The sequence below is a fragment of the Pseudarthrobacter sp. S3 genome (genome assembly GCF_050156905.1).
Classification (GTDB): Bacteria; Actinomycetota; Actinomycetes; order Actinomycetales; family Micrococcaceae; genus Arthrobacter.
In genome coordinates, this window is the sequence record NZ_CP189583.1 from 706275 (window position 1) to 726053 (window position 19779).

The 19779-nt window shown below is 65.5% G+C and carries 23 protein-coding genes; 13 read left to right on the forward strand and 10 right to left on the reverse strand.

Annotation, left to right across the window (positions count from 1 at the left end; genetic code table 11):
- Positions 1-39: 39 nt before the first annotated feature.
- From ACQCSV_RS03510 to ACQCSV_RS03520, 3 genes are all read left to right on the forward strand, one after another.
- Entirely contained in the window at positions 40-732 is a 693-nt protein-coding gene (locus ACQCSV_RS03510) for a TrmH family RNA methyltransferase (protein WP_426939157.1), read from the forward strand.
- A gap of 170 nt (positions 733-902) precedes the next feature.
- Entirely contained in the window at positions 903-1922 is a 1020-nt protein-coding gene (gene fbaA / locus ACQCSV_RS03515; protein ID WP_426939158.1) for a class II fructose-bisphosphate aldolase, read from the forward strand.
- A gap of 2 nt (positions 1923-1924) precedes the next feature.
- Entirely contained in the window at positions 1925-2347 is a 423-nt protein-coding gene (locus ACQCSV_RS03520; protein WP_185262435.1) for a DUF3151 domain-containing protein, read from the forward strand.
- A gap of 136 nt (positions 2348-2483) precedes the next feature.
- Here the strand turns inward: ACQCSV_RS03520 and ACQCSV_RS03525 are convergent, their stop codons facing one another.
- On the reverse strand, positions 2484-3113 hold the full coding sequence (locus ACQCSV_RS03525; RefSeq protein ID WP_354154780.1) for a uracil-DNA glycosylase: 630 nt from the start codon (positions 3111-3113) through the stop codon (positions 2484-2486).
- A gap of 440 nt (positions 3114-3553) precedes the next feature.
- On the opposite strand from ACQCSV_RS03525, the gene ACQCSV_RS03530 reads away from it, so the two are divergent.
- From ACQCSV_RS03530 to ACQCSV_RS03545, 4 genes are all read left to right on the forward strand, one after another.
- Positions 3554-4843, forward strand: coding sequence for an adenylosuccinate synthase (locus ACQCSV_RS03530; protein ID WP_058932815.1), 1290 nt, complete (start codon positions 3554-3556; stop codon positions 4841-4843).
- 261 nt (positions 4844-5104) lie between these two features.
- A complete protein-coding gene (locus ACQCSV_RS03535; protein WP_354154778.1) occupies positions 5105-5446 on the forward strand; it encodes a DUF1508 domain-containing protein in 342 nt (113 codons plus the stop codon).
- A 232-nt stretch (positions 5447-5678) separates the two neighbouring features.
- Positions 5679-6230, forward strand: coding sequence for a sigma-70 family RNA polymerase sigma factor (locus ACQCSV_RS03540; RefSeq protein ID WP_354154777.1), 552 nt, complete (start codon positions 5679-5681; stop codon positions 6228-6230).
- Positions 6227-7000 carry a hypothetical protein gene (locus tag ACQCSV_RS03545; RefSeq protein ID WP_354154776.1) on the forward strand — a complete coding sequence of 258 codons (774 nt, stop codon included), beginning with the start codon at positions 6227-6229 and terminating at the stop codon, positions 6998-7000. Before ACQCSV_RS03540 ends, ACQCSV_RS03545 begins: the two co-directional genes overlap by 4 nt.
- 48 nt (positions 7001-7048) lie before the next feature.
- On the opposite strand, the gene ACQCSV_RS03550 is transcribed toward ACQCSV_RS03545, so the two are convergent.
- From ACQCSV_RS03550 to ACQCSV_RS03570, 5 genes are all read right to left on the reverse strand, one after another.
- The gene (locus ACQCSV_RS03550; RefSeq protein WP_426939159.1) at positions 7049-7543 is read right to left on the reverse strand and encodes a CoA-binding protein; all 495 of its coding nucleotides are present in this window, start codon (positions 7541-7543) and stop codon (positions 7049-7051) included.
- Positions 7540-8898, reverse strand: a complete 1359-nt coding sequence (locus ACQCSV_RS03555) for an O-acetylhomoserine aminocarboxypropyltransferase/cysteine synthase family protein (protein WP_354154774.1) — start codon at positions 8896-8898, stop codon at positions 7540-7542. Before ACQCSV_RS03555 ends, ACQCSV_RS03550 begins: the two co-directional genes overlap by 4 nt.
- The gene (gene sfnG, locus ACQCSV_RS03560) at positions 8898-10097 is read right to left on the reverse strand and encodes a dimethylsulfone monooxygenase SfnG (RefSeq protein WP_426939160.1); all 1200 of its coding nucleotides are present in this window, start codon (positions 10095-10097) and stop codon (positions 8898-8900) included. Before sfnG ends, ACQCSV_RS03555 begins: the two co-directional genes overlap by 1 nt.
- Positions 10094-12070 carry an acetate--CoA ligase gene (gene acs / locus ACQCSV_RS03565; RefSeq protein WP_426939518.1) on the reverse strand — a complete coding sequence of 659 codons (1977 nt, stop codon included), beginning with the start codon at positions 12068-12070 and terminating at the stop codon, positions 10094-10096. Before acs ends, sfnG begins: the two co-directional genes overlap by 4 nt.
- A 178-nt stretch (positions 12071-12248) precedes the next feature.
- On the reverse strand, positions 12249-12482 hold the full coding sequence (locus ACQCSV_RS03570; protein ID WP_426939161.1) for a hypothetical protein: 234 nt from the start codon (positions 12480-12482) through the stop codon (positions 12249-12251).
- 112 nt (positions 12483-12594) lie between these two features.
- Here ACQCSV_RS03570 and ACQCSV_RS03575 point away from each other — a divergent pair, with 112 nt between their 5' ends.
- Positions 12595-13020 (forward strand): CoA-binding protein, encoded by a 426-nt coding sequence (locus ACQCSV_RS03575; protein WP_354223699.1) that lies wholly within the window; start codon positions 12595-12597, stop codon positions 13018-13020.
- A 61-nt stretch (positions 13021-13081) separates the two neighbouring features.
- On the opposite strand, the gene ACQCSV_RS03580 is transcribed toward ACQCSV_RS03575, so the two are convergent.
- On the reverse strand, positions 13082-14110 hold the full coding sequence (locus ACQCSV_RS03580) for a 2-oxoglutarate and iron-dependent oxygenase domain-containing protein (protein WP_354223697.1): 1029 nt from the start codon (positions 14108-14110) through the stop codon (positions 13082-13084).
- A 45-nt stretch (positions 14111-14155) separates the two neighbouring features.
- Between ACQCSV_RS03580 and ACQCSV_RS03585 the strand changes: the two genes are divergently transcribed.
- The 4 genes from ACQCSV_RS03585 to ACQCSV_RS03600 are packed head-to-tail and all read left to right on the forward strand — an operon-like array spanning position 14156 to position 15761.
- On the forward strand, positions 14156-14581 hold the full coding sequence (locus tag ACQCSV_RS03585) for an MmcQ/YjbR family DNA-binding protein (protein ID WP_354154768.1): 426 nt from the start codon (positions 14156-14158) through the stop codon (positions 14579-14581).
- The gene (locus tag ACQCSV_RS03590) at positions 14578-15120 is read left to right on the forward strand and encodes a DUF1990 domain-containing protein (RefSeq protein WP_354223695.1); all 543 of its coding nucleotides are present in this window, start codon (positions 14578-14580) and stop codon (positions 15118-15120) included. Before ACQCSV_RS03585 ends, ACQCSV_RS03590 begins: the two co-directional genes overlap by 4 nt.
- Before the next feature lie 30 nt (positions 15121-15150).
- Positions 15151-15468 (forward strand): putative quinol monooxygenase, encoded by a 318-nt coding sequence (locus ACQCSV_RS03595; protein ID WP_354154766.1) that lies wholly within the window; start codon positions 15151-15153, stop codon positions 15466-15468.
- Positions 15468-15761: a DUF503 domain-containing protein gene (locus ACQCSV_RS03600; RefSeq protein WP_354154765.1), complete on the forward strand. Its 294-nt coding sequence runs from the start codon at positions 15468-15470 to the stop codon at positions 15759-15761. The genes ACQCSV_RS03595 and ACQCSV_RS03600 overlap by 1 nt, the downstream gene beginning before the upstream one ends.
- An 80-nt stretch (positions 15762-15841) precedes the next feature.
- On the opposite strand, the gene purL is transcribed toward ACQCSV_RS03600, so the two are convergent.
- Genes purL through purS form a run of 3 tightly spaced genes read right to left on the reverse strand, consistent with a single transcriptional unit; the run spans position 15842 to position 19210 of the window.
- Entirely contained in the window at positions 15842-18178 is a 2337-nt protein-coding gene (gene purL / locus ACQCSV_RS03605) for a phosphoribosylformylglycinamidine synthase subunit PurL (RefSeq protein ID WP_354223693.1), read from the reverse strand.
- On the reverse strand, positions 18175-18957 hold the full coding sequence (gene purQ, locus ACQCSV_RS03610; protein ID WP_282329893.1) for a phosphoribosylformylglycinamidine synthase subunit PurQ: 783 nt from the start codon (positions 18955-18957) through the stop codon (positions 18175-18177). The genes purL and purQ overlap by 4 nt, the downstream gene beginning before the upstream one ends.
- 1 nt (position 18958) lies before the next feature.
- Positions 18959-19210: a phosphoribosylformylglycinamidine synthase subunit PurS gene (purS, locus tag ACQCSV_RS03615; RefSeq protein WP_056631212.1), complete on the reverse strand. Its 252-nt coding sequence runs from the start codon at positions 19208-19210 to the stop codon at positions 18959-18961.
- 264 nt (positions 19211-19474) lie between these two features.
- Here purS and ACQCSV_RS03620 point away from each other — a divergent pair, with 264 nt between their 5' ends.
- The gene (locus ACQCSV_RS03620) at positions 19475-19660 is read left to right on the forward strand and encodes a hypothetical protein (protein ID WP_354154763.1); all 186 of its coding nucleotides are present in this window, start codon (positions 19475-19477) and stop codon (positions 19658-19660) included.
- Positions 19661-19779: the final 119 nt, after the last annotated feature.

Below are 19779 nucleotides of genomic sequence, written 5' to 3' on the forward strand. Positions count from 1 at the left end.
GGTGATGAATGCTCCAGTGGTCCAGTCTAGTGTTGAGGGGTGAAACAAACGCCCGGAAACCCAGTCGAACCTCATCCGATTCCAGCGGAGGAGCCAGCGCCCGAGGAGGCGCCGGAGCCAAAGGCGGAGGTCGGCGTCGGGCCCTGGGACGGCGAGCTGCCTGAAGGCGACCATTGGGACCATGAACTGCTGGCTGACGGCGACCGGCGCAACGTGGTGGACCAGTACCGCTACTGGAAGCATGACGCGATCGTGGCAGACCTCGATTCGAAGCGGCACAACTTCCATATCGCCATCGAAAACTGGCAGCACGATATGAATATCGGCACCGTGGTGCGGACCGCCAACGCGTTCCTCGCCAAGGAAGTCCACATCATCGGACGACGCCGGTGGAACAGGCGCGGGGCCATGGTCACCGACCGCTACCAGCACATCCGCCACCACCCCACCGTGGAGGACTTTGTTGCCTGGGCGCAGGGGGAAGGGCTCGCTATCATCGGCATCGACATCTTCCCGGACTCCGTGCCCCTGGAAACCTATGAGCTGCCCAAGGACTGCGTGTTGGTGTTCGGCCAGGAAGGGCCCGGGCTGACGCCGGAGGTCCACGAGGCGGCCCTAGCTACGCTGTCCATCGAGCAGTTCGGCTCCACCCGCTCCATCAACGCCGCCTCCGCCGCCGCGATCGCCATGCATGCCTGGATCCGCCGGCACGTTTTTAGCCAGTCCGTCTGACCCGCGCCACTCTGAGCCGAGCCGAGTTGGCTTTGTGAGCGTATGTGTTACCCGTCCGCGTGACCCGAAACACTGCCCCTGCACAGAAATGGCTAGGATGGTGGCTAGCCGTAAGAGGTCTACTCTCCAGGGTCACAACCCATAGACGAAAACTCAGCATAGGAGTCACCATGCCCATTGCAACCCCAGAGATCTACTCCGAGATGATCGATCGTGCCAAGGCCGGCGGCTTTGCGTTTCCGGCGGTCAATGTGACGTCGTCGCAGACCCTGAATGCGGCCATTCGCGGGTTCGCCGAGGCTGAGTCCGATGGCATCATCCAGGTTTCCACCGGTGGCGCAGCGTACTGGTCCGGCGCATCGGTGAAGGACATGGTTGCCGGTTCGCTCGGCTTCGCCGCCTTTGCCCGCGAAGTGGCCAAGAACTACAACGTCAACATCGCGCTCCACACCGACCACTGCCCCAAGGACAAGCTGGACAGCTTTGTCCTGCCGCTGCTGGCCGCTTCCGAGGCCGAGGTCAAGGCCGGCCGCAACCCGATCTTCAACTCGCACATGTGGGACGGCTCGCACGAGGCCCTCGAGGACAACCTGCGCATCGCCCGCGAACTGCTGGCGCGTGCCGCCGCCGCCAAGATCATCCTCGAGGTCGAAATCGGTACCGTCGGTGGCGAGGAAGACGGGGTGGAGCACGAGATCAACGAGAAGCTGTACACCACCACCGAAGACGCCCTGGCGACCATCGAAGCCCTGGGTGCGGGCGAGAACGGCCGTTACCTGACGGCGCTGACGTTCGGTAACGTCCACGGTGTGTACAAGCCCGGCGGCGTGAAGCTGCGCCCGGAGCTGCTCAAGCAGATCCAGGCCGAGGTGGGCGCCAAGATCGGTAAGGAGAACCCGTTTGACCTGGTGTTCCACGGCGGTTCGGGCTCTTCTGATCAGGAAATCGCTGACGCGGTCTCATATGGCGTGATCAAGATGAACGTCGACACCGATACCCAGTACGCGTTCACCCGTCCGGTGGCCGGGCACATGCTCGCCAACTACGACGGCGTGCTGAAGATCGACGGCGAAATGGGCAACAAGAAGACCTACGATCCCCGCGTCTGGGGCGCCTCAGCCGAGGCTGGCATGGCTGCCCGCATCGTCGAGGCCGCCCGCCAGCTCGGCTCCGTCGGCAAGACGTTCTAGCCATGTCGGACGAGTTCCGCAAGAACCTGATGGGTCCGGAGCCGACACTCCTGCCTGCCGAGACCGACGTCTATGAGCAGCTGGACGCCGGCGCCGAACCCCTGGACCTGGTGGAGAAGCACCCCACGTCGTCGCTGTTGTGGGCTGTCCTGGCTGAGGAGGCGTGGTCCGAGGGCCGCACCATCGATTCCTACGCCTACTCGCGCGTTGGCTACCACCGCGGGCTGGACTCACTGCGCCGCAACGGCTGGCGCGGGGTGGGCCCTATCCCGTGGGAGCACGAACCTAACCGCGGCTTCCTGCGTGCGCTCTACTCGCTGGGCCGCGCATCCGCGGCCATCGGCGAAGCCGAGGAACCGGAACGCATCGAGAAGTTCCTCAACGACTCGGACCCGGCAGCCAAGGCAGCCATCGAGGGCAAGTAGTTTGAAGAGCAACGCGGGGTCACTCCCGGCCCGTTCCGCACCGGCGGATGGGCCGGGAGTGACCCCGCGTTGCTTTAACGAACGACGGCGGGCGGTCACCTTTTCAGAAAGGTGACCGCCCGCCGTCGTCCGGTGGCTAGACCTTCGCGAGTCCCGTGCGGGCCATGGCATCGGTGTAGACGACGCGCATTTCCTCGAGGTACTGTTCCTGCCGCGCGGGCGTCCCGGCGAAGGCGCGGCCGCTGAGGGAGCGGACCTTGTAGGTCTTCAGCCCGCGGCGCCAGAGCAGCGGAACTTCGGTCTTCAGCAGCAGGTTGGCCAGGCGGTTGGCTTCGGTGCCGTGGGCCACGATCACCGAGGCGCGGGGGACCACGGCGAGGAACTTCAGCAGCGGCTTAAGGCCGGCGGAAATCTGGTCCGGCGTGAACTTGCCGTTGACCTCGCCGGGCGTGTGCCACGGGTGCACGTTCCAGGGCATCACGAACTCCGGGCGCAGGCCCAGCGTCCACTGGATGCCAAGCATGCGGGTGGCGGCGTCTTCGTCGCCGGCGGTGATGAAGCCGGACGGGTCAGCTTCGCCGATGTTGGAGTAGAGGCTGATGATGCGGCACTCGTCCACGTCGTGCATGGGGTCCACGTACGGGACTTCGGTGTGGGGCTTGACGCTCTGCAGGGAATCGCACAGCTCGTTGACGGCTGCAACGTTGGGCTCGTAGCGGCGGCTGAGGAGCTGTTCACGGAGGGATTCTGGGGCCAGGGCTGTCATATAGTGCAATGTCTCCTGCGGGGCTCGGCGATGCTGCCAATCCGGAAAATGGGCGCGTGATGGGCGCGCCCGTCCGGCGTGGTTTCAAATGTGGTGTGGACCGATTCCTGGTCGATCTCTATCAGTTTAGCAAGCCCCGCGAAATGCGGACCCCGTCCGGTGAGATTCCGTGATGAAAGGCATACGCCGGGCCACGCAGCCGGAGACGAAAACCCGCGGACGATTCGCAATGGCACGGCAGGCTCCGCAGGCCCATCGGGTGGAGGAAACCCCCGCGTCGGCTAAACTTGGGTGGTAAGAGCCCCGGACTCTTGCGTGGCTGGCCGCCGTAGCGGTCCGGCCAGGCTATGGCCTTCGGGGCATTCTCATGAACGGCGCAACGCAGGCCTGCCATCTCGGTGGACTGACCTGTGCGGCCCGAACGAATGGGGGAGGATCCCATGCCAGCAATCGTGATCGTAGGAGCCCAGTGGGGCGACGAAGGAAAAGGCAAGGCCACCGATCTTCTGGGCGGCCGCGTTGACTACGTCGTCAAGCCCAACGGCGGCAACAATGCCGGGCACACCGTCGTCGTAGGCGGTGAGAAGTATGAGCTCAAACTCCTTCCGGCCGGCATTCTGAGCCCCAACGCGATTCCGATCATCGGCAACGGCTGTGTGGTGAACCTTGAGGCCCTGTTCCAGGAGATCGAAGGCCTGCAGGCCCGCGGCGCGGACACGTCCAAGCTGCGCATCTCCGCCAACGCGCACCTCGTGGCGCCCTACCACCAGGTCCTGGACAAAGTCACCGAGCGTTTCCTCGGCAGCCGCGCCATCGGCACCACCGGCCGCGGCATCGGCCCCGCCTACATGGACAAGGTGGCCCGCCTGGGCATCCGCGTCCAGGACGTCTTTGACGAGTCCATCCTCCGCCAGAAGGTGGAAGGATCCCTGCGCCAGAAGAACGAACTCCTGGTCAAGGTCTACAATCGCCGCGACATCGTGGTGGACGAGATCGTGGACTACTTCCTGGCGTTCGCCGAGCGCCTGCGCCCGCTGGTCATCGACAGCACGCTTGTCCTCAACAACGCCCTGGACGAGGGCAAGGTTGTGCTGATGGAAGGCGGCCAGGCCACGTTCCTGGACGTGGACCACGGCACCTACCCGTTCGTGACCTCCTCCAACCCGACCGCCGGCGGCGCGTCCGTTGGCTCGGGTATCGGCCCCACCCGGATTTCCCGCTCCATCGGCATCATCAAGGCCTACACCACCCGTGTTGGCGCCGGGCCGTTCCCCACCGAACTGTTCGACGAGATGGGCATGTACCTGCAGAAAACCGGTGGCGAGTTCGGTGTAAACACCGGCCGTCCGCGCCGCTGCGGCTGGTACGACGCCGTCCTGGCCCGCCACGCTTCCCGCGTGAACGGCTTCACAGACTACTTCGTCACCAAGCTGGACGTCCTCACCGGCATCGAGCAGATCCCCGTCTGCGTTGCCTACGACGTCGATGGTGTGCGGCACGACGAAATGCCCATGACGCAGACCGAGTTCCACCACGCAGTGCCCATCTTTGAGTACTTCGAGGGCTGGACCGAGGACATCACCGGCGCCCGCACCCTGGAGGATCTCCCCGAGAACGCCCGCAACTACGTGCTGGCCCTCGAAAAGCTCTCCGGCACGCGTTTCTCCGCGATCGGCGTCGGCCCGGACCGCGACCAGACCATCGTGGTCCACGATCTGATCAACGACTGACAGCCTGTAAGGCACGACGACGGCGGGTCACCTGGAAAGGTGGCCCGCCTTTGTTCTGCCTGGGGTTGTACGCAATTTACACAGGCTTAACGCAATCGGTCTTGTGAGGCTGTACACGGGGCGCACAGACTCTTAAGTACACCCTGAACTGATCAGTTGATCATTCGACCAGACCCGCAGGTGCCGGACGCAGCGATGCTCCGGGACCGCCCGTGGCTAAGATGCCGCCCGGACGGGACCCACAGACCGGAAGGATTCATCATGGCCGGGAAGTTTGAAGTTTTCTTGGATTCGGATTCACATTTCAAGTTCCGCCTCACGGCACCGGATGGCACGGTGATGGCTGTGTCCGGAGCCTTTGAGGACAAGGCAGCCGTGGCTGCCGGGATCGCCGCCGTCCGCGAATGCGCCGGGACAGGGCTGGTCACCGACCTCTGCCCCGCCGCGAACGTTTCGCCGTCCGCCCCCGCGCCCGCCCCGGTGCTTGTCCCCGCCCAACGCAAGCCGGGCTGTGGGGACCAGCTCGCCCCCGCCACCAGGGCGCACACTTTTGTCATGGCCAAGGCGCCGCGCCGGGGTGTGGCCGCCCCGCGCTGGACGTAGGCAGCACGGCCGGCGGTACAGTCCTGGAAGTTTTTTCTCCGCCTGCGTAACCCCGGCGGTGTCTGGAGCGATTACCCCTTTGAAGCGCCGGTCTGGAACGTGTCCCCCATCATGTTCCAGCCCGGCTCTTTTGTTACCGGCGGGTAAAGTTAGCTGGCGAGGGCATTCCGCGCATGAGGTGCGGGCCCCAAGCTCAGGCAAGCCCAGTCCCTCCACCGAAGGCCCTGTGTCCGTGATTGATGCACTGACAGACGACGTTCTGCGTGCGCGCGCCCGCGATCCGGAGCTTTTCAGCATCGTGTATCGCACATATGCATCGCAGGTCCGGGGCTACCTCACCGCCCGCGGGGTAGAAGATTCGGAGGCGGTTATGCAGGAAGTCTTCCTCGCCGTCCTACCGCGTCTGCATACGGTCACCGGCGGTGTCGCCGGGCTGCGCACCTTTGTCTTCTCCGTGGCGCACGCCAGGATGGTGGACGATCACCGGAGGCAGCAGCGCACCCCCACCAAACTTCCGTTCGAACCGGAGCTTGACGGACGCCAGGAGTCATCCGCCGAGGCCCAAGTGCTGCAGCGGATATCCCCGCAGGAGGTCGCGGATCTCCTGAACGATCTGCCAGCTGAGCAGCGGGAAGTGTTGTCGTTACGCCTCGTCGCGGGCCTGACCGTGGACCAGGTGGCCGCTGTGATGGGAAAGAGTGCGGGTGCCGTCAAACAGCTACAGCGACGTGCACTGATCCGGCTGCGCGAGCAGTCCGCAGTGAAGGAGTACGTGGCCCCATGACGTCCAATGCCAGCTCCCTGATCCTGACCGTGGATGAAATGCTCCTTGATGCCGGCTGGACCGATACCGCCGGTTGGACCGATGACGCCAGGCTCCGTGAAACCCTGCTCGCGGTCGGTTCCCTTGCCTCCGGGCCGGTCCTCGAGGCCGGCCCTGAACTGGCGGCACTGCTCTCAGGCCAGTCCCATCAGCTCGCCCGGCACCGCCTGCTCCGTAAGCACCGGGCCACCGTGGTTGGCTTGGCTGTCATCGCGGGGATGGGGCTGGGCGTCACCGGAGTGGCCGCCACCGGGACGGTTCCAAACGCGCAAGCCAGCAGCTCCATTCAGCAGCTGTTGCAGGACTGGGCTCCTGACTGGACCATCGCGGGGACTCGGGCCGCCAGCGGGAGCGCCGCCAATCCGGCGGAGGTGCAGCCGCCGGCAGAGCCGGTATCCCATGACGACGCGGCGCCGGCACTCCCCGAACCTGCTGAACCCGAAACTGCCCTGCCAGCGGACGGCCCGGAAAACGCGGGCCAGGACGCGGGCACGGAGCCGTCCGGCCGCGGAGCCGACACAGCGGCCGGCACGTCAAGGGCGGACGACGGCGGCGCGCCGGGGAACGCCGCGGGCGTCACCCCGGGCGGCGCTGCTCCGCGGGTGGCAGCCACTCAGGCCGCTGCCACCCAGCAGGAAAGCAAAGGTCCAGCCAAGGCGGCCACGGACGCCGCTGCCAAGCTCGGCAATGCCGGACCCGGTTCAAACTGGCTGAGGAAGTTCAACCGGTAGTCAGGTTCCCCGTCAGGAAGAGCCATTCCGCCGGGAAGCACCTTTCCGTCAGGAAAGCAGTTGCCGTTTGGAGGAGATCACGCCGGTGTCGAAGCCGGCCAGGTGCAGCCCGCCATGGAACCGGGCGTGCTCGATCTTAACGCAGCGGTCCATTACCACGTTGAGCCCGGCGGCTTCCGCATCCGCGGCCACGTCCTCATGCCAGGAGCCGAGCTGCAGCCAGATGGTTTTGGCGCCGGCCGCGATGGCTTCGTCCAGGACGCCCGGGAGGTCATCGTGCTTGCGGAACACATCCACGATGTCCGGGCTTTCGGGAAGATCGGCCAGTGAGGTGTAGGTCGGTTCACCAAGGATCTCCTTGACCACGGGGTTCACGAAGTACACCTTGTACCGCGTGGACGACTGCAGGTACGTCGCCACAAAATAGCTGGCCCGGGACGGCTTGTCCGAGGCGCCCACAATCGCAATTGAGGTTGCTGCGCGCAGCAGGTTCAGACGCTCCGGCGCCGAAGGTCCGGTCCAGGTGCGTTCGCTGGGGCTCATGCGTTCGCTCCAATTGTGCATGATTCTGCTTCGGTGGTTGAGCCCGTCGAAACCCCGGCCTCAACCACCGGTTCCGAGGCCGCGTCCAGTGCCTGATCCAGGTCCCACAGGATGTCCTCGATATCCTCCAAGCCCACGGAAATCCGGACCAGGTCCTCGGGCACGCCCGCGGACTCCAGCTGGACCGGGCTCAGCTGCTGATGCGTGGTGGACCCCGGGTGGATCACCAAGGTGCGGGAATCGCCCACGTTGGCCAGGTGCGAGGCCAGCTGCAGGGATTCGATGAACTTCTGCCCGGCCGTGCGGCCGCCCTTCACCCCGAAGGAGAAGACGGAGCCGGGGCCCAGCGGCAGGTACTTCTTCGCGCGCTCAAAATGCGGGTGCGAGGGTAGCCCGGAGAAGTTGACGTATGCCACGCGGGGGTCGGCCTCGAGCCATTCGGCGACGGCCTTGGCGTTCTTGAGGTGTTCGTCGAGTCTTTGCGGGAGGGTTTCCACGCCCTGCAGCAGCTGGAAGGCCGACAGCGGCGACAGCGCCGGACCGATATCGCGCAACTGTTCGCAGCGCAGCTTGGTGAGGAAGCCGTACTCGCCGAAGTTGCCCCACCAGGAGACATTTCCGTAGGACGCCACCGGCTCGGTCATGGTGGGGAACTTGCCGTTGCCCCAATCAAACCGGCCGCTTTCCACGATCACGCCGCCCAGGGTGGTGCCGTGCCCGCCGAGGAACTTGGTGGCGGAGTGGATGACGATGTCGGCGCCGTGTTCGATCGGGCGCACAAGGTAAGGCGTGCTCAAGGTGGCGTCCACCACGAGGGGGATGCCGGCGTCGTGCGCTACCTTCGCCAGTGCCGCCAGGTCCTGGACTTCCGACGACGGGTTGGCCACCACCTCGACGAAGATCGCCTTGGTGTTTTCCCGGACTGCCGCGGCATAGTCTGCGGGGTCGGTGCCGGGAACGAACGTGGTGTCCACGCCGAAGCGGCGGAGGGTCACATCGAGCTGGGTGACCGTCCCGCCGTAGAGCTGGGAGGCTGCCACGATGTGGTCGCCGGACTGGGTGAGCGCGGCAAAGGTGATGAACTCAGCTGCCATGCCGGAGGACGTTGCCACGGCGCCGATGCCGCCTTCCAGCGAGGCGATGCGCTCTTCGAAGGCTGCCACGGTGGGGTTGCCGATGCGGGAGTAAATGTTGCCGTACTTCTGCAGCGCGAAGAGGTTGGCGGCATCCTGGGTGTCCTTGAACACGAAGGACGTGGTCTGGTAGATGGGTACGGCGCGGGCGCCGTGCTCGGCGTCGGGGGTGCCGCCGGCGTGCAGGGCGCGGGTGCGGAAACCGAATTTGCGGTCAGCCATCAGACAGCCGCCGGCTCGGCGACTGGCGTGTTGGAGAGATCGAGTTCTGTGCCGTTCTGGCGGGCCAGGTCGGCTTCGAGTTCGCGGACGATCGGCAGGATGTCCTGTCCGAAGGCTGCGACTTCCTCCTGGAAGTGCAGGTAGCCGGTGAGGAAGAGGTTCACGCCGATCTTCTTGTATTCCACGATCCGTTCGGCGATCTGCTCCGGGGTGCCGATGAGTTGGGTCTTGAAGCCGTCGTTGTACTGGACCAGGTCCTCGAAACTGGAATCGGCCCACATGCCCTTGCCGTCCTTGGTGGACGCGCCGGCTTCCTGCACGGCGTCGCGGAACCCCTGGACGGCAGTCTTGTGTGCCTTCGCCACGATTTCGCGGAGTGTCTCGCGAGCCTCTTTCTCGGAATCGCAGGCGATCACAAAGCCGTTGAGGCCGAACCTCGGAGAAGCCAGTGCGCCGTCGGTGCCCTGGGTTCCGCGGCCGGTCTCGACCGAAGCGGCAACCACCCCGGCGATGTTCTCCTTGAAGCCTTCCAGGTCCTTGCCGTTGGAGAAGTACCAGTCAGCCACGCGGCCCGCGGTGGCCTGTGCCGCCGTCGAGTTTCCGCCGAAGAAGACCTCCGGGTGCGCGCGGCCCGGAACGTCCACGGGTGCCGGGTTCAGGGTGAAATCGGTGATGTTGTAGTACTTGCCGGTTTGGCTGTATTGCTGCTCGGTCCAGAGCCCGCGCAGCACCTTGATGAATTCCTCGGTGCGGACGTAGCGTTCGTCGTGTTCCAGCCAGTCGAGGCCGAAGTTGGTGAACTCATTCTTGAGCCAGCCGGAGACGATGTTGACGGCGGCGCGGCCGTTAGAGATGTGGTCCGCGGTGATGATGAATTTGGCCAGTACGCCGGGGTGCCACATGCCCGGGTGGACGGCGGCGATGACCTTGAGGCGCTCGGTGGCGGCGAGCAAGGCAAGAGAGAACGACGTGGCCTCGTGCTGTTTGTCGGCTCCGTAGGAGGCGGCGTACCGGGTCTGCGTCAGGGCGTACTCGAAGCCCGAGTTCTCGGCGATCTGCGCGAGCTTCTTGTTGTAGTCAAAGTCCCAGCCGGTGCGCTGTTCGATGGTGGAGACCACCAGGCCGCCGGAAACGTTCGGCACCCAGTACGCAAACTTGAGCGGCTCTGAAAGGCGGGCAACGTTGCTGATGTCTGTCATGAGTTTTCCTTTACTAGGGCCCGCTCGCGCAGGACGTCCTGGATTCCGGCGATCGCCGGTTCGTTTTGAAGTGAGGTGGTGTCGCCCAGGGCGGTCCCCTCAAATAATTGGGTGAGCAGCCGGCGCATGATCTTGCCGCTGCGGGTCTTCGGTACGTCAGGAACCACGACGACGTCGCGTGGCTTCGCGATCGGGCCGATCGCCTTCGCGACGTGGTTCCGGAGTTCCTCGGTGGTTGAGCTGGTCGAAACCGTCGAAACCCCCGTCTTCAAAACCACAAAAGCGACAATCGCGTGCCCGGTCTTGGGATCGGCGACCGGACAGACGCCGGCCTCCACCACGTCGGGGTGGGACACCAGTGCTGACTCGATCTCGATGGTGGACAGCAGGTGGCCGGAAACGTTCAGGGTGTCGTCCACGCGGCCCAGGATCCAGATGTCGCCGTCGGCGTCGTACTTCGCGCCGTCGCCGGCCAGGAACCAGCCCTGCTCCACATACTGGCTCCAGTAGGAGTCGTAGTAGCGGCGGGGGTTGCCCCAGACGGTGCGCGCAATAGCGGGCCCGGGGGTGTCCACCACAATGAAGCCCTGGACGCCTGGCGGCACTGTATTGCCGGCGTCGTCCACGATCCTGGTGCTGACGCCCGGCAGCGGGCGGGCCGCGCAGCCGGGCTTGAACTCGGTGTCCGTGGGGGCGGGGGAGAGGATGGTGGCGCCGGTTTCGGACTGCCACCAGGTGTCCACCACGGGGGCGGTGCCGGCGCCGACGTTCTGCCGCAGCCAGCGCCACGCTTCAGGGTTGACGGCCTCGCCCACGGTGCCGAGCATCCGGATGGTGGAGAGGTCGTAGCTGTCCGGCACGCCGTCCGGGAACCAGCCCATGAGGGAGCGGACCAGAGTGGGCGCGGTGTAGTACTGGGTGACCCCGTAGCGTTCGATGATCTCGAAGTGGCGGCCCGGGTGCGGGGTGTTCGGTGTGCCTTCGAAGATCACCTGGGTCACGCCGTTGGAGAGCGGACCATAGATCTCATAGGTGTGCGCCGTGACCCACGCGAGGTCGGCGGTGCACCAGTGCACGTCCTGGTCACGGAGCGCGGGATCCGGGTTGCTGAAGAGGTGTTCGAAGCTCCAGGACGCCTGGGTCAGGTACCCGCCCGAGGTGTGGACCAGGCCCTTGGGCTTGCCGGTGGTCCCGGAGGTGTACATGATGAACAGCGGCGTTTCGGCGTCGAATGCTTCGGCTTCGTGGACTTCCGCGGCGCTCCCGACGGCGTCATGCCACCACACGTCGCGGCCTTCAGCCATGGGAACGGCGGCCAGGTCCTCCGGCGCCGTGGTGCGGTTGATGACCAGCACGTGTTCGATCGCGTTGTCACCGGCGACGGCAGCGTCCGCGTTGTCCTTAACGGGCACGGCGACACCGCGGCGGAACTGGCCGTCCGTGGTCACCAGGAGCTTGGCGCCTGTGTCCTCGACGCGGAACTTCAGGGCTTCGGCGGAGAATCCACCAAAAACGAGCGAGTGGATGGCGCCGATCCGGGCCACGGCGAGGGTGATGATGACGGTTTCGGGAATGACCGGCAGGTAGATGACCACGCGGTCACCCTTGGTGATGCCCAGGGCCAGCAGGGCGTTGGCGGCCTTGGAGACTTCGCGCTGCAGCTCCGCGTACGTGATGGCTCTGCGGTCGCCGGTCTCGCCTTCGAAGTGGAGGGCCACTTTGCCGCCGCGGCCATTGGCGACGTGGCGGTCCACGCAGTTGTAGGCGACGTTGAGCTTGCCGCCCTCAAACCAGGTGATTTCCGGGCCTTTGCCGGCTGCGGCGTCGGCCGGGACGCGGCGGTGGGCCGTGTGCCAGGGCTTGCCGTCTTGGGGTCCCGCGGGCCGGGCCCAGTCCAGGCGGAGGGCCTGCTGCTCCCAGAAGGCCACATGGTCCGGTTGGGCTTCTTCGCGTGTTTCCTTGTGCTCCGCCATCTGCGGTGCGGTGGTGGTGCTGCTGTGGCGCGCCGGCTCTCCCGACGGTGCGCCGTGCACAGCGACGTCGTTCGGCTCGGTCGAGGACCATCCCGACGAGCTGCTGGAAGGGCCGGGCGCGTCACGCAGCCCTGCTTCGATCGCCGTGGCCTTCGAAGTGGATTGTGGGGAGTCCGTTTCAACGGTCGCTGCTGCGGCACTGGCGGGACTCGGGGTAGTCAAAGGTGGGGCAGTAGATACTTTTGGTGTCATAGATGTGCTCCATCGATCCTGGCAGTAGCACCCTCCGCTGTGTGCCGAGGATGGTCGCCTCAACGGGTACAGCGCTGGTCAGGGATGCTGCGGCTTCATCGATCCAGGTCTCTTGGCCGCTCGGGATGGTCACTTCCACTAGAACCGAACCGCACGCCATGCGCCAAATCGGGATCCATGGAACGTAATATTCGTTCCTGCCATGCGTTAGTGCCTGGAATCAGTCAATTATTCGACGAGGAGCCGCTCCGGGGACGATGTACGCTTGCAGTATGGGCCACGTCAACGATCCTGCCGTTATTGAGCGCCTGATGCGGAACAAAGGGCGGTGGGCCATCGTGGGCCTGACCACCAATGAGTGGCGCGCAGCCTACGACACGTCGCTGTTTATCCGCGACCGGCTCGGGATGGAGATCATCCCCGTCAACCTTCCCGCCGACCCCGTCCACGGCGAAACCGGGTACCGCACACTGGGTGAAATTCCCGCTGAAAAGCAACCCCTCGACGTCGTCGACTGTTTTGTGAATTCGCAGAAGGTCGGGGCGGTGGTGGACCAGGCAATTACGGTGGGCGCCAAGGCCGTGTGGTTGCAGCTGGGCGTTATCGACGAAGCGGCGGTGGACCGGGCCAAGGCAGCCGGCCTGGACGTGGTGATGAACGTTTGCCCCGCGCAGCAGGCATGGAAGTACAACCTCTGACTGGTTCCCCGGGGCGCGCTGATTCCCGCGGACGCTCAACGCGCCTCGCGCGTCACGACGCTCAGCGCTGCATAAGCTCCGGGTGGTGGCGTTCGGTCACGTCGGGATGGGCGCGCATGCGGCCCTTAAGCATGTTCAGGCCAAAGGACGCGAGCAGCGGGTTGGCCGGGTCGTCGGAGATGCCGCGGGCCTGGGCTTTGAGCTCGGGCGGAAGCGGTACCGGATCGATGACGGCATCCAGCCGCGGCGACCAGAAGAATGGGACTGAGTAGCGGTCCACGCCGGGTGGCGGCGCCTGGACGCGGTGGATCGTGGCGGCAAGGAAACCTTCCGTGGCCACCTCCAGCATTTCGCCCAGATTCACCACGAGTGCCCCGGGAACAGGCTCAACCGGCGCCCATTCGCTCGTCCCGGGCGGCAGGACTTCGAGTCCGCCCACCTCGTCCTGGAGGAGCAGGGTGACAAAACCGTAGTCGGCGTGGGAGCCCACGCCCTGGTCGCCGGCCGCTTCCACCACACCGCCGACGTAATGCACCAGCTTTCCCATCCACGCCGGTTCGTTGCCGAAGGGCTCGTCGAAGTGGTCCTCGGGCAGTCCCAAGGAAACCGAGATGCCGCGGAGCAGCTCCATGCCCACGCTGGACATCAGCTCGGCCCATGCCATGGCCGCCGGCTTGAGCTCCGGCAATGCCTCATCGGGCCACATGTTGTGCCCCTGGAGCAGCCAGTACGGCTGATCGGCCGGGTAGTTGTTGACGGGTTCGCGCTCGGGGGAGTAGTCGATCTGCTCGCGCGCGTCGGCCCGGCCCTGCGTGATTTCGGTGCCCATCCGGGTGTAGCCGCGGAAGTGCGGCGAGATCCTGTTGTCCAGCTTCATCCGCTCCTCGAGCGGCAGATCGAAGAAGCGTGTGATGAGGGCCAGCAGCTCCTCGGCCTGGCCGGGGGCGGCGCCGTAACCAGTGATTTGGAAGAAGCCCACGTTGTGGGCGGCGTCCCGCAGCTGGTCAATGAATTCGGGGCTGAAGGAGCCGTACGGCTGGCGTGCGGCGCTCATGTCCAGAACGGGGATGGTGGCCTGGTCGGGTGACATCTTCGCAGACTAGCACCGCAGGGAAGGGCTTTGTAGGCTCGATCCATGGACGCAGCTCAACTCAAGGCCATCTGCCTGTCATTTCCCGGTTCCTTCGAGGATTTTCCCTTCGGTCCTGAGACTTCCGTGTTCAAGGTACGGGCCCTTGTAGCTGGTGGCGCCAGGCATGAAGCCAAGATGTTCGCGGCGTCTGCGCTTGACGGCCCCAGCCTTTCCGTAAGCCTGAAGTGCGAGCCCGCCCTGGCTGAGCAGTTGCGCGCAGCCCATCCGGACATTACGGGCGCGTGGCACATGAACAAGACCCACTGGAACGGTGTGCGGCTGGTCGGAAACCTGCCCGATGCCATGGTCCGGGACATGGTGGAGGATTCCTACGACCTGGTGGTGGCCTCCCTGAGCCGCAAGCAACAGGAGCGGCTGGGCTGGGCGCGGCCGTCCGGTTCTTGGGGTTCTTCGGGCGGGCCCCGTTGACCGGGAAGCGCCTGACCGCCGGTGACCTCAACTACGCGGGCATCGGCTCCACTGAACACGGCCGGCCGCCGAAAGGCTACCCGCTCTTCGTATCGCGGGAGTATCTGGGTGAGGGATTGGCGCTCTACCGCCGGGTGGCGAGCGGAATCCTTTCCTGGGAACTGCAGCGTCGGTCCGGACTGCGCGTCCGGACCGAGGCCGACGTCGTGATCCCCGGCGCGCGCGTGGTGAGCGGGTTCGGCGTCGGGCCCTTCCGCATCAATGCCCCGTGCGAGGTGGTCTGGGTCCGGCATCCCGTGCCGGGAGATGGCCCGCAGTCGGCGGGCTTCGGCTATGGGACGCTGCCCGGCCACCCGGAGCGCGGCGAGGAAGCCTTCGAAGTTGAGATCGTCGCCGACGGGCGGGTGTTCCTGAAGATCACGGCCTTCAGCCGGCACGCCAACTGGTTCTACCAGGCCGGCGGCCTGCTGGCCCGGGCCGCGCAACGGCACGTCACTTCGCGATACGTTGAAGGGGCACGTCAGCTCGCCGCGGGGTAGTCCATGTCCCGCAACGGAAGGATATACCGCATGATCTTCATCGTCGTTAAATTCAAGGTCAAGCCCGACTGGTCCGAGCGCTGGCTCGGCCTCGTTGACGACTTCACCCAAGCCACACGCGAGGAGACCGGCAACCTGTGGTTCGACTGGTCCCGCAGCGTGGACGACCCCAACGAGTTCGTGCTGGTGGAAGCCTTCAAGGACGACGCCGCCGGGGACCACGTCAACAGCATCCACTTCAAGCAGGCTATGGCGGACATGCCGCAGGCCCTGGCCGAGACGCCGCGCATCATCAGCCGCCAGCTCGACGGCGACGGCTGGGACCGGATGGGCGAACTGACCATCTGATGTGGATCGGCTGGATTGAATTCGACATCCTCCTCGGCGATGTCCAGAGCCTGAAGGAGAAACGTTCCGTCATCAGGCCGCTGCTGGCCGAGCTCAAGCGCCGCTTTGACGTGTCCGTCGCGGAGGTGGGGGATCATGACCAATACCGGCGCTCGCAGGTGGGGGCAGGCCTGGTGGCAGCAGACCGGGCGCACCTCGTGGAGGTACTCACCGCCGTCGAACGCCTTGTGGCCGCCCGGCCCGAATTTGAGCTGCTTAGCTCGAGGCAGCGGGAGCTCCGCAGCGACGATTAAACCAACGCGGGGTCACTTACGGCCCATCCCGAGGGGATTATTGGGCGGAAAGTGACCCCGCGTTGGTTTAAGGGTGGGGGCTAGCCGAAGTATTTCGGCAGGGTCGCCTCGTGGGCTTCGCGGAGGGCGTCCAGCGGCATGGTGTCCACGCCGTTGATCTCCAGGTTGCCGCTGGCTGCGTCCACCACGCCGATCCGGGTGTGGGCAAAGCCGCGGGCCGTGCACATGTCCTTGAACCGGACCTCTTCCGAGCGGGGCACACCGACAATTGCGCGGCCCTGGGACTCGGAGAACAGCGCCGTGAACAGGTCCACGCCGTCGCGGTCCAGCACGTCCTGCAGGGCGATCCGGGCACCAACGCCATAGCGCAGCGCGGACTCCACGAGGGCTGCCGCGAGGCCGCCCTCGGAGAGGTCGTGGGCGGAGTCCACCATGCCGTCGCGGGACGCGTTGATCAGGATTTCGCCCAGCTCGCGTTCGGCAGCGAGGTCAACCTTGGGCGGAAGTCCGCCCAGGTGGCCGCGCATGTTGGCCCACTCAGAACCGTCCAGCTCGGCGGCCGTCGTACCCAGCAGGTAGATGGCCTGGCCATCTTCCCTCCAGCCCGACGGCGTGCGGCGGGCGACGTCGTCGAGCTTGCCCAGCACTGCCACCACGGGGGAGGGGTGGATGGGGGTGGTGCCGGTCTGGTTGTACAGCGAGACGTTCCCACCCGTGACCGGGATGCCCAGCACCATGCAGGCATCGGACAGGCCGCGGATGGCCTCCGCGAGCTGCCACATCACGTCCGGGTCCTCGGGGGAGCCGAAGTTCAGGCAGTCGCTGACGGCCATCGGAACGGCGCCGGAGGTGGCCACGTTGCGGTAGGCCTCGGCCAGCGCCAGCTGTGCGCCGTGGTAAGGGTCAAGGTATGTGTAGCGGCCGTTGGCATCGGTGGCCAGGGCGACGCCCAGGCCGGTTTCCTCGTCCACGCGGACCACGCCGGCGTCGTCCGGGAACGCGAGGGCGGTGTTGCCGCCGACGTACCGGTCGTACTGGTTGGTGATCCACGCCTTGCTGCACATGTTCGGCGAGGCCACGAGTTCGGTGACGGCGGCAGCCAGTTCCGCAGGGGCGTAGGGGCGGGCGGCGTCCTGGACAGAGCCGGTGAAGGAATCGGCCTGTACGGAATCCTGCCATGAGGGGCGGGCGTACGGGCGGTCGTAAACCGGGCCGTCGTGGGCCACTGTGCGCGGGTCGACGTCCACGATGACTACGCCGTCCCAGGTGATGATCAGGCGGCCGGTGTCGGTGACTTCGCCGAGCCAGGAGTACTCCACGGCCCACTTGTCCATCACAGCTTCGAAGGCGGCGACGTTCTCCGGGGTGACCACGGCCATCATGCGTTCCTGCGACTCGGACATCAGGATCTCGCCCGGAGTCAGGGTGGGATCGCGCAGCAGAACGGAGGTCAGTTCAACTTCCATGCCGCCGTCGCCGTTGGAGGCCAGTTCGGACGTGGCGCAGGAGATGCCAGCGGCGCCGAGGTCCTGGATACCCTCAACCAGCGAGCCCTTGAAGAGCTCCAGGCAGCACTCGATCAGGACCTTTTCAGCGAAGGGGTCGCCCACCTGGACGGCGGGGCGCTTGGACGGCTTCGTGTCATCGAAGGACTCCGAAGCGAGCACCGAGGCGCCGCCAATGCCGTCTCCTCCGGTGCGTGCACCGAACAGGACCACCTTGTTGCCTTTGCCGGACGCGTTGGCGAGGCGGATGTCCTCGTGGCGCATTACGCCTACAGCCAGCGCGTTTACAAGCGGGTTGCCCTGGTAAACCGAGTCGAACACCATTTCGCCGCCGATGTTCGGCAGGCCCAGCGAGTTGCCATAGCCGCCGATGCCGGCAACGGCACCGTGCATCACTCGGGCAGTGTCTGGGTGGTCAATGGCGCCGAAGCGGAGCGGATCCATCACTGCAACCGGGCGCGCGCCCATAGAGATGATGTCGCGGACGATGCCGCCAATGCCGGTGGCTGCACCCTGGTAGGGCTCCACGAACGACGGCGAGTTGTGGGACTCGATCTTGAACGTTACGGCCCAGCCGTCGCCCAGGTTGGTGACGCCGGCGTTTTCGCCGATGCCCACCAGCATGTCCTTCTTCATCTCCTCGGTCACCTTGTCGCCGAACTGACGCAGGTGGTTCTTCGAAGACTTGTAGGAGCAGTGCTCGCTCCACATGACGGAGTACATGGCCAGTTCGGCGCCGGTGGGGCGGCGGCCCAGGACCTTGACTACTTCATCGAACTCGTTCTGCTTCAGGCCCAGTTCGGCCCACGGCAGGTCGGTGTCCGGCGTCTTGGCAGCGTTCTCGACGGTGTCAATGTTGAATTTCTTGGATGAGGTCTCGACAGGCTCGACCACCGAATTGGTTTCGGTCATTTGTTGCCTCCCACAATCTTGTTCAGTACGGAGGTGAAGAACCCCAGGCCGTCGGTATCCGTGCCCCCAATGCCATCCAGCGACTGCGGGCCGAAACCAACTTCCACCGCGTGCTCGGGGTGGGGCATAAGTCCCACCACGTTGCCAGCCGCGTTGGAGATGCCGGCGATGTCGCGGCGCGAGCCGTTGGGGTTGAAGCCAACGTAGCGGAACACCACGCGGCCTTCCGCTTCGAGGGCGTCCAGGACTTTTTCGTCGGCGATGTACTGGCCGTCCTGGTTTTTCAGCGGAACCGTGATTTCCTGGCCGGCCTCGTAGTCAAGGGTCCAGGCAGTGTTGCTGTTTTCCACGCGCAGGACCTGGTCGCGGCACATGAACTTCAGGTGGTCGTTCTTGATCATGGAGCCGGGCAGCAGGTGCGACTCGGTCAGGATCTGGAAGCCGTTGCAGATGCCCAGCACGGGCAAAGGATTCGAGGACGCGGTGCCTGTTGCTGCCTTAATGATCTCGGACATCAGCGGGGCGAAGCGGGCGATGGCGCCGGCGCGGAGGTAGTCGCCGTAGGAGAAACCGCCGGGGATTACGACGGCGTCCACGTCACCCAAGGTGGTGTCGGCGTGCCAAAGCGGCACTGGAGTGCCGCCGGCGAGCCGGACTGCACGGGCGGCGTCGCGGTCGTCAAGGGTGCCTGGGAACGTGACAACGCCGATCCGGGCACCGGCGAGCCGGGGCTCGGCGGCGACGGCGATTGCCTCGCCGATCAAGGGAAGTTCAGTCATCTCAGGCCTCGACGACCTCGACGTTGACGACGTCCTCGATCACCGGGTTGGACAGCAGGGTCTCGGCGGCTTCGCGGGCCTGGGCCAGGATTGCGTCTGTCACCTCGCCGTCAACCGTCAGTTCAAAGCGCTTGCCCTGGCGGACAGAGCTAAAGCTGGTGAAGCCCAGACGGGGGAGTGCACCCACGATGGCCTTCCCCTGCGGGTCCAAAATCTCGGGCTTGGGCATGACGTCAACAACGATCCGGGGCATCCGGCAACTCCTGTGCGTGAGCATTGGGTAAGGGCGCAGCGGAGTCACGCCGTCTTACGCCGTTCCAGGATGTTTTTTCGAACAGTGTCTTTAGAACAGTGTGAACGGGCGCTCCGCGAGCTTGCTAGCCCATTCTACCGGGCGGAGCGCCGCACCCTGTATTCGGTGGGATCGGCCACCGTCATCACGGCGGGGCGGGCTTTCGGGAGGTGGAGCACGACGGCGACTATGGCCTAAGGGTGCTGGCGTCACTAGGATTGCGACATGGCTGAAAAATCGAAATCCGTGCTGTTGCCGATGATGGCTTTGGCCGTTTTTGCCGGCTTGGGCCGGATGGTGGCGCAGAAGATCAAGGCGGACCGGGCTGCCCGGGAAACGCGAGTGACCGGCCCTATGGACGAAAAGACCCGGCAGTGGATCAGCGATGTGGTGCGAACGCCCAGGCAGTAGACGCCCGCCCCAGGCCTCGAGACTTTACGCAAGCGCAAATGGGCGTCCCACCACGGGGCGCCCATTTTTGTGCCCTGAGACAGGCCCTGGCCCCAGCGACAGGGCCCCTGCGCCAGATC

Bases quoted from the DNA above. Each gene is read 5' to 3' on its own strand.
- fbaA (WP_426939158.1), top strand. From the start codon at position 903: ATGCCCATTGCAACCCCAGAGATCTACTCCGAGATGATCGATCGTGCC.
- ACQCSV_RS03520 (WP_185262435.1), top strand. From the start codon at position 1,925: ATGTCGGACGAGTTCCGCAAGAACCTGATGGGTCCGGAGCCGACACTC.
- ACQCSV_RS03525 (WP_354154780.1), bottom strand. From the start codon at position 3,113: ATGACAGCCCTGGCCCCAGAATCCCTCCGTGAACAGCTCCTCAGCCGC.
- ACQCSV_RS03530 (WP_058932815.1), top strand. From the start codon at position 3,554: ATGCCAGCAATCGTGATCGTAGGAGCCCAGTGGGGCGACGAAGGAAAA.
- ACQCSV_RS03535 (WP_354154778.1), top strand. From the start codon at position 5,105: ATGGCCGGGAAGTTTGAAGTTTTCTTGGATTCGGATTCACATTTCAAG.
- ACQCSV_RS03545 (WP_354154776.1), top strand. From the start codon at position 6,227: ATGACGTCCAATGCCAGCTCCCTGATCCTGACCGTGGATGAAATGCTC.
- ACQCSV_RS03550 (WP_426939159.1), bottom strand. From the start codon at position 7,543: ATGAGCCCCAGCGAACGCACCTGGACCGGACCTTCGGCGCCGGAGCGT.
- ACQCSV_RS03555 (WP_354154774.1), bottom strand. From the start codon at position 8,898: ATGGCTGACCGCAAATTCGGTTTCCGCACCCGCGCCCTGCACGCCGGC.
- sfnG (WP_426939160.1), bottom strand. From the start codon at position 10,097: ATGACAGACATCAGCAACGTTGCCCGCCTTTCAGAGCCGCTCAAGTTT.
- acs (WP_426939518.1), bottom strand. From the start codon at position 12,070: ATGGCGGAGCACAAGGAAACACGCGAAGAAGCCCAACCGGACCATGTG.
- ACQCSV_RS03570 (WP_426939161.1), bottom strand. From the start codon at position 12,482: ATGGCGTGCGGTTCGGTTCTAGTGGAAGTGACCATCCCGAGCGGCCAA.
- ACQCSV_RS03575 (WP_354223699.1), top strand. From the start codon at position 12,595: ATGGGCCACGTCAACGATCCTGCCGTTATTGAGCGCCTGATGCGGAAC.
- ACQCSV_RS03580 (WP_354223697.1), bottom strand. From the start codon at position 14,110: ATGTCACCCGACCAGGCCACCATCCCCGTTCTGGACATGAGCGCCGCA.
- ACQCSV_RS03585 (WP_354154768.1), top strand. From the start codon at position 14,156: ATGGACGCAGCTCAACTCAAGGCCATCTGCCTGTCATTTCCCGGTTCC.
- ACQCSV_RS03595 (WP_354154766.1), top strand. From the start codon at position 15,151: ATGATCTTCATCGTCGTTAAATTCAAGGTCAAGCCCGACTGGTCCGAG.
- ACQCSV_RS03600 (WP_354154765.1), top strand. From the start codon at position 15,468: ATGTGGATCGGCTGGATTGAATTCGACATCCTCCTCGGCGATGTCCAG.
- purL (WP_354223693.1), bottom strand. From the start codon at position 18,178: ATGACCGAAACCAATTCGGTGGTCGAGCCTGTCGAGACCTCATCCAAG.
- purQ (WP_282329893.1), bottom strand. From the start codon at position 18,957: ATGACTGAACTTCCCTTGATCGGCGAGGCAATCGCCGTCGCCGCCGAG.
- purS (WP_056631212.1), bottom strand. From the start codon at position 19,210: ATGCCCCGGATCGTTGTTGACGTCATGCCCAAGCCCGAGATTTTGGAC.
- ACQCSV_RS03620 (WP_354154763.1), top strand. From the start codon at position 19,475: ATGGCTGAAAAATCGAAATCCGTGCTGTTGCCGATGATGGCTTTGGCC.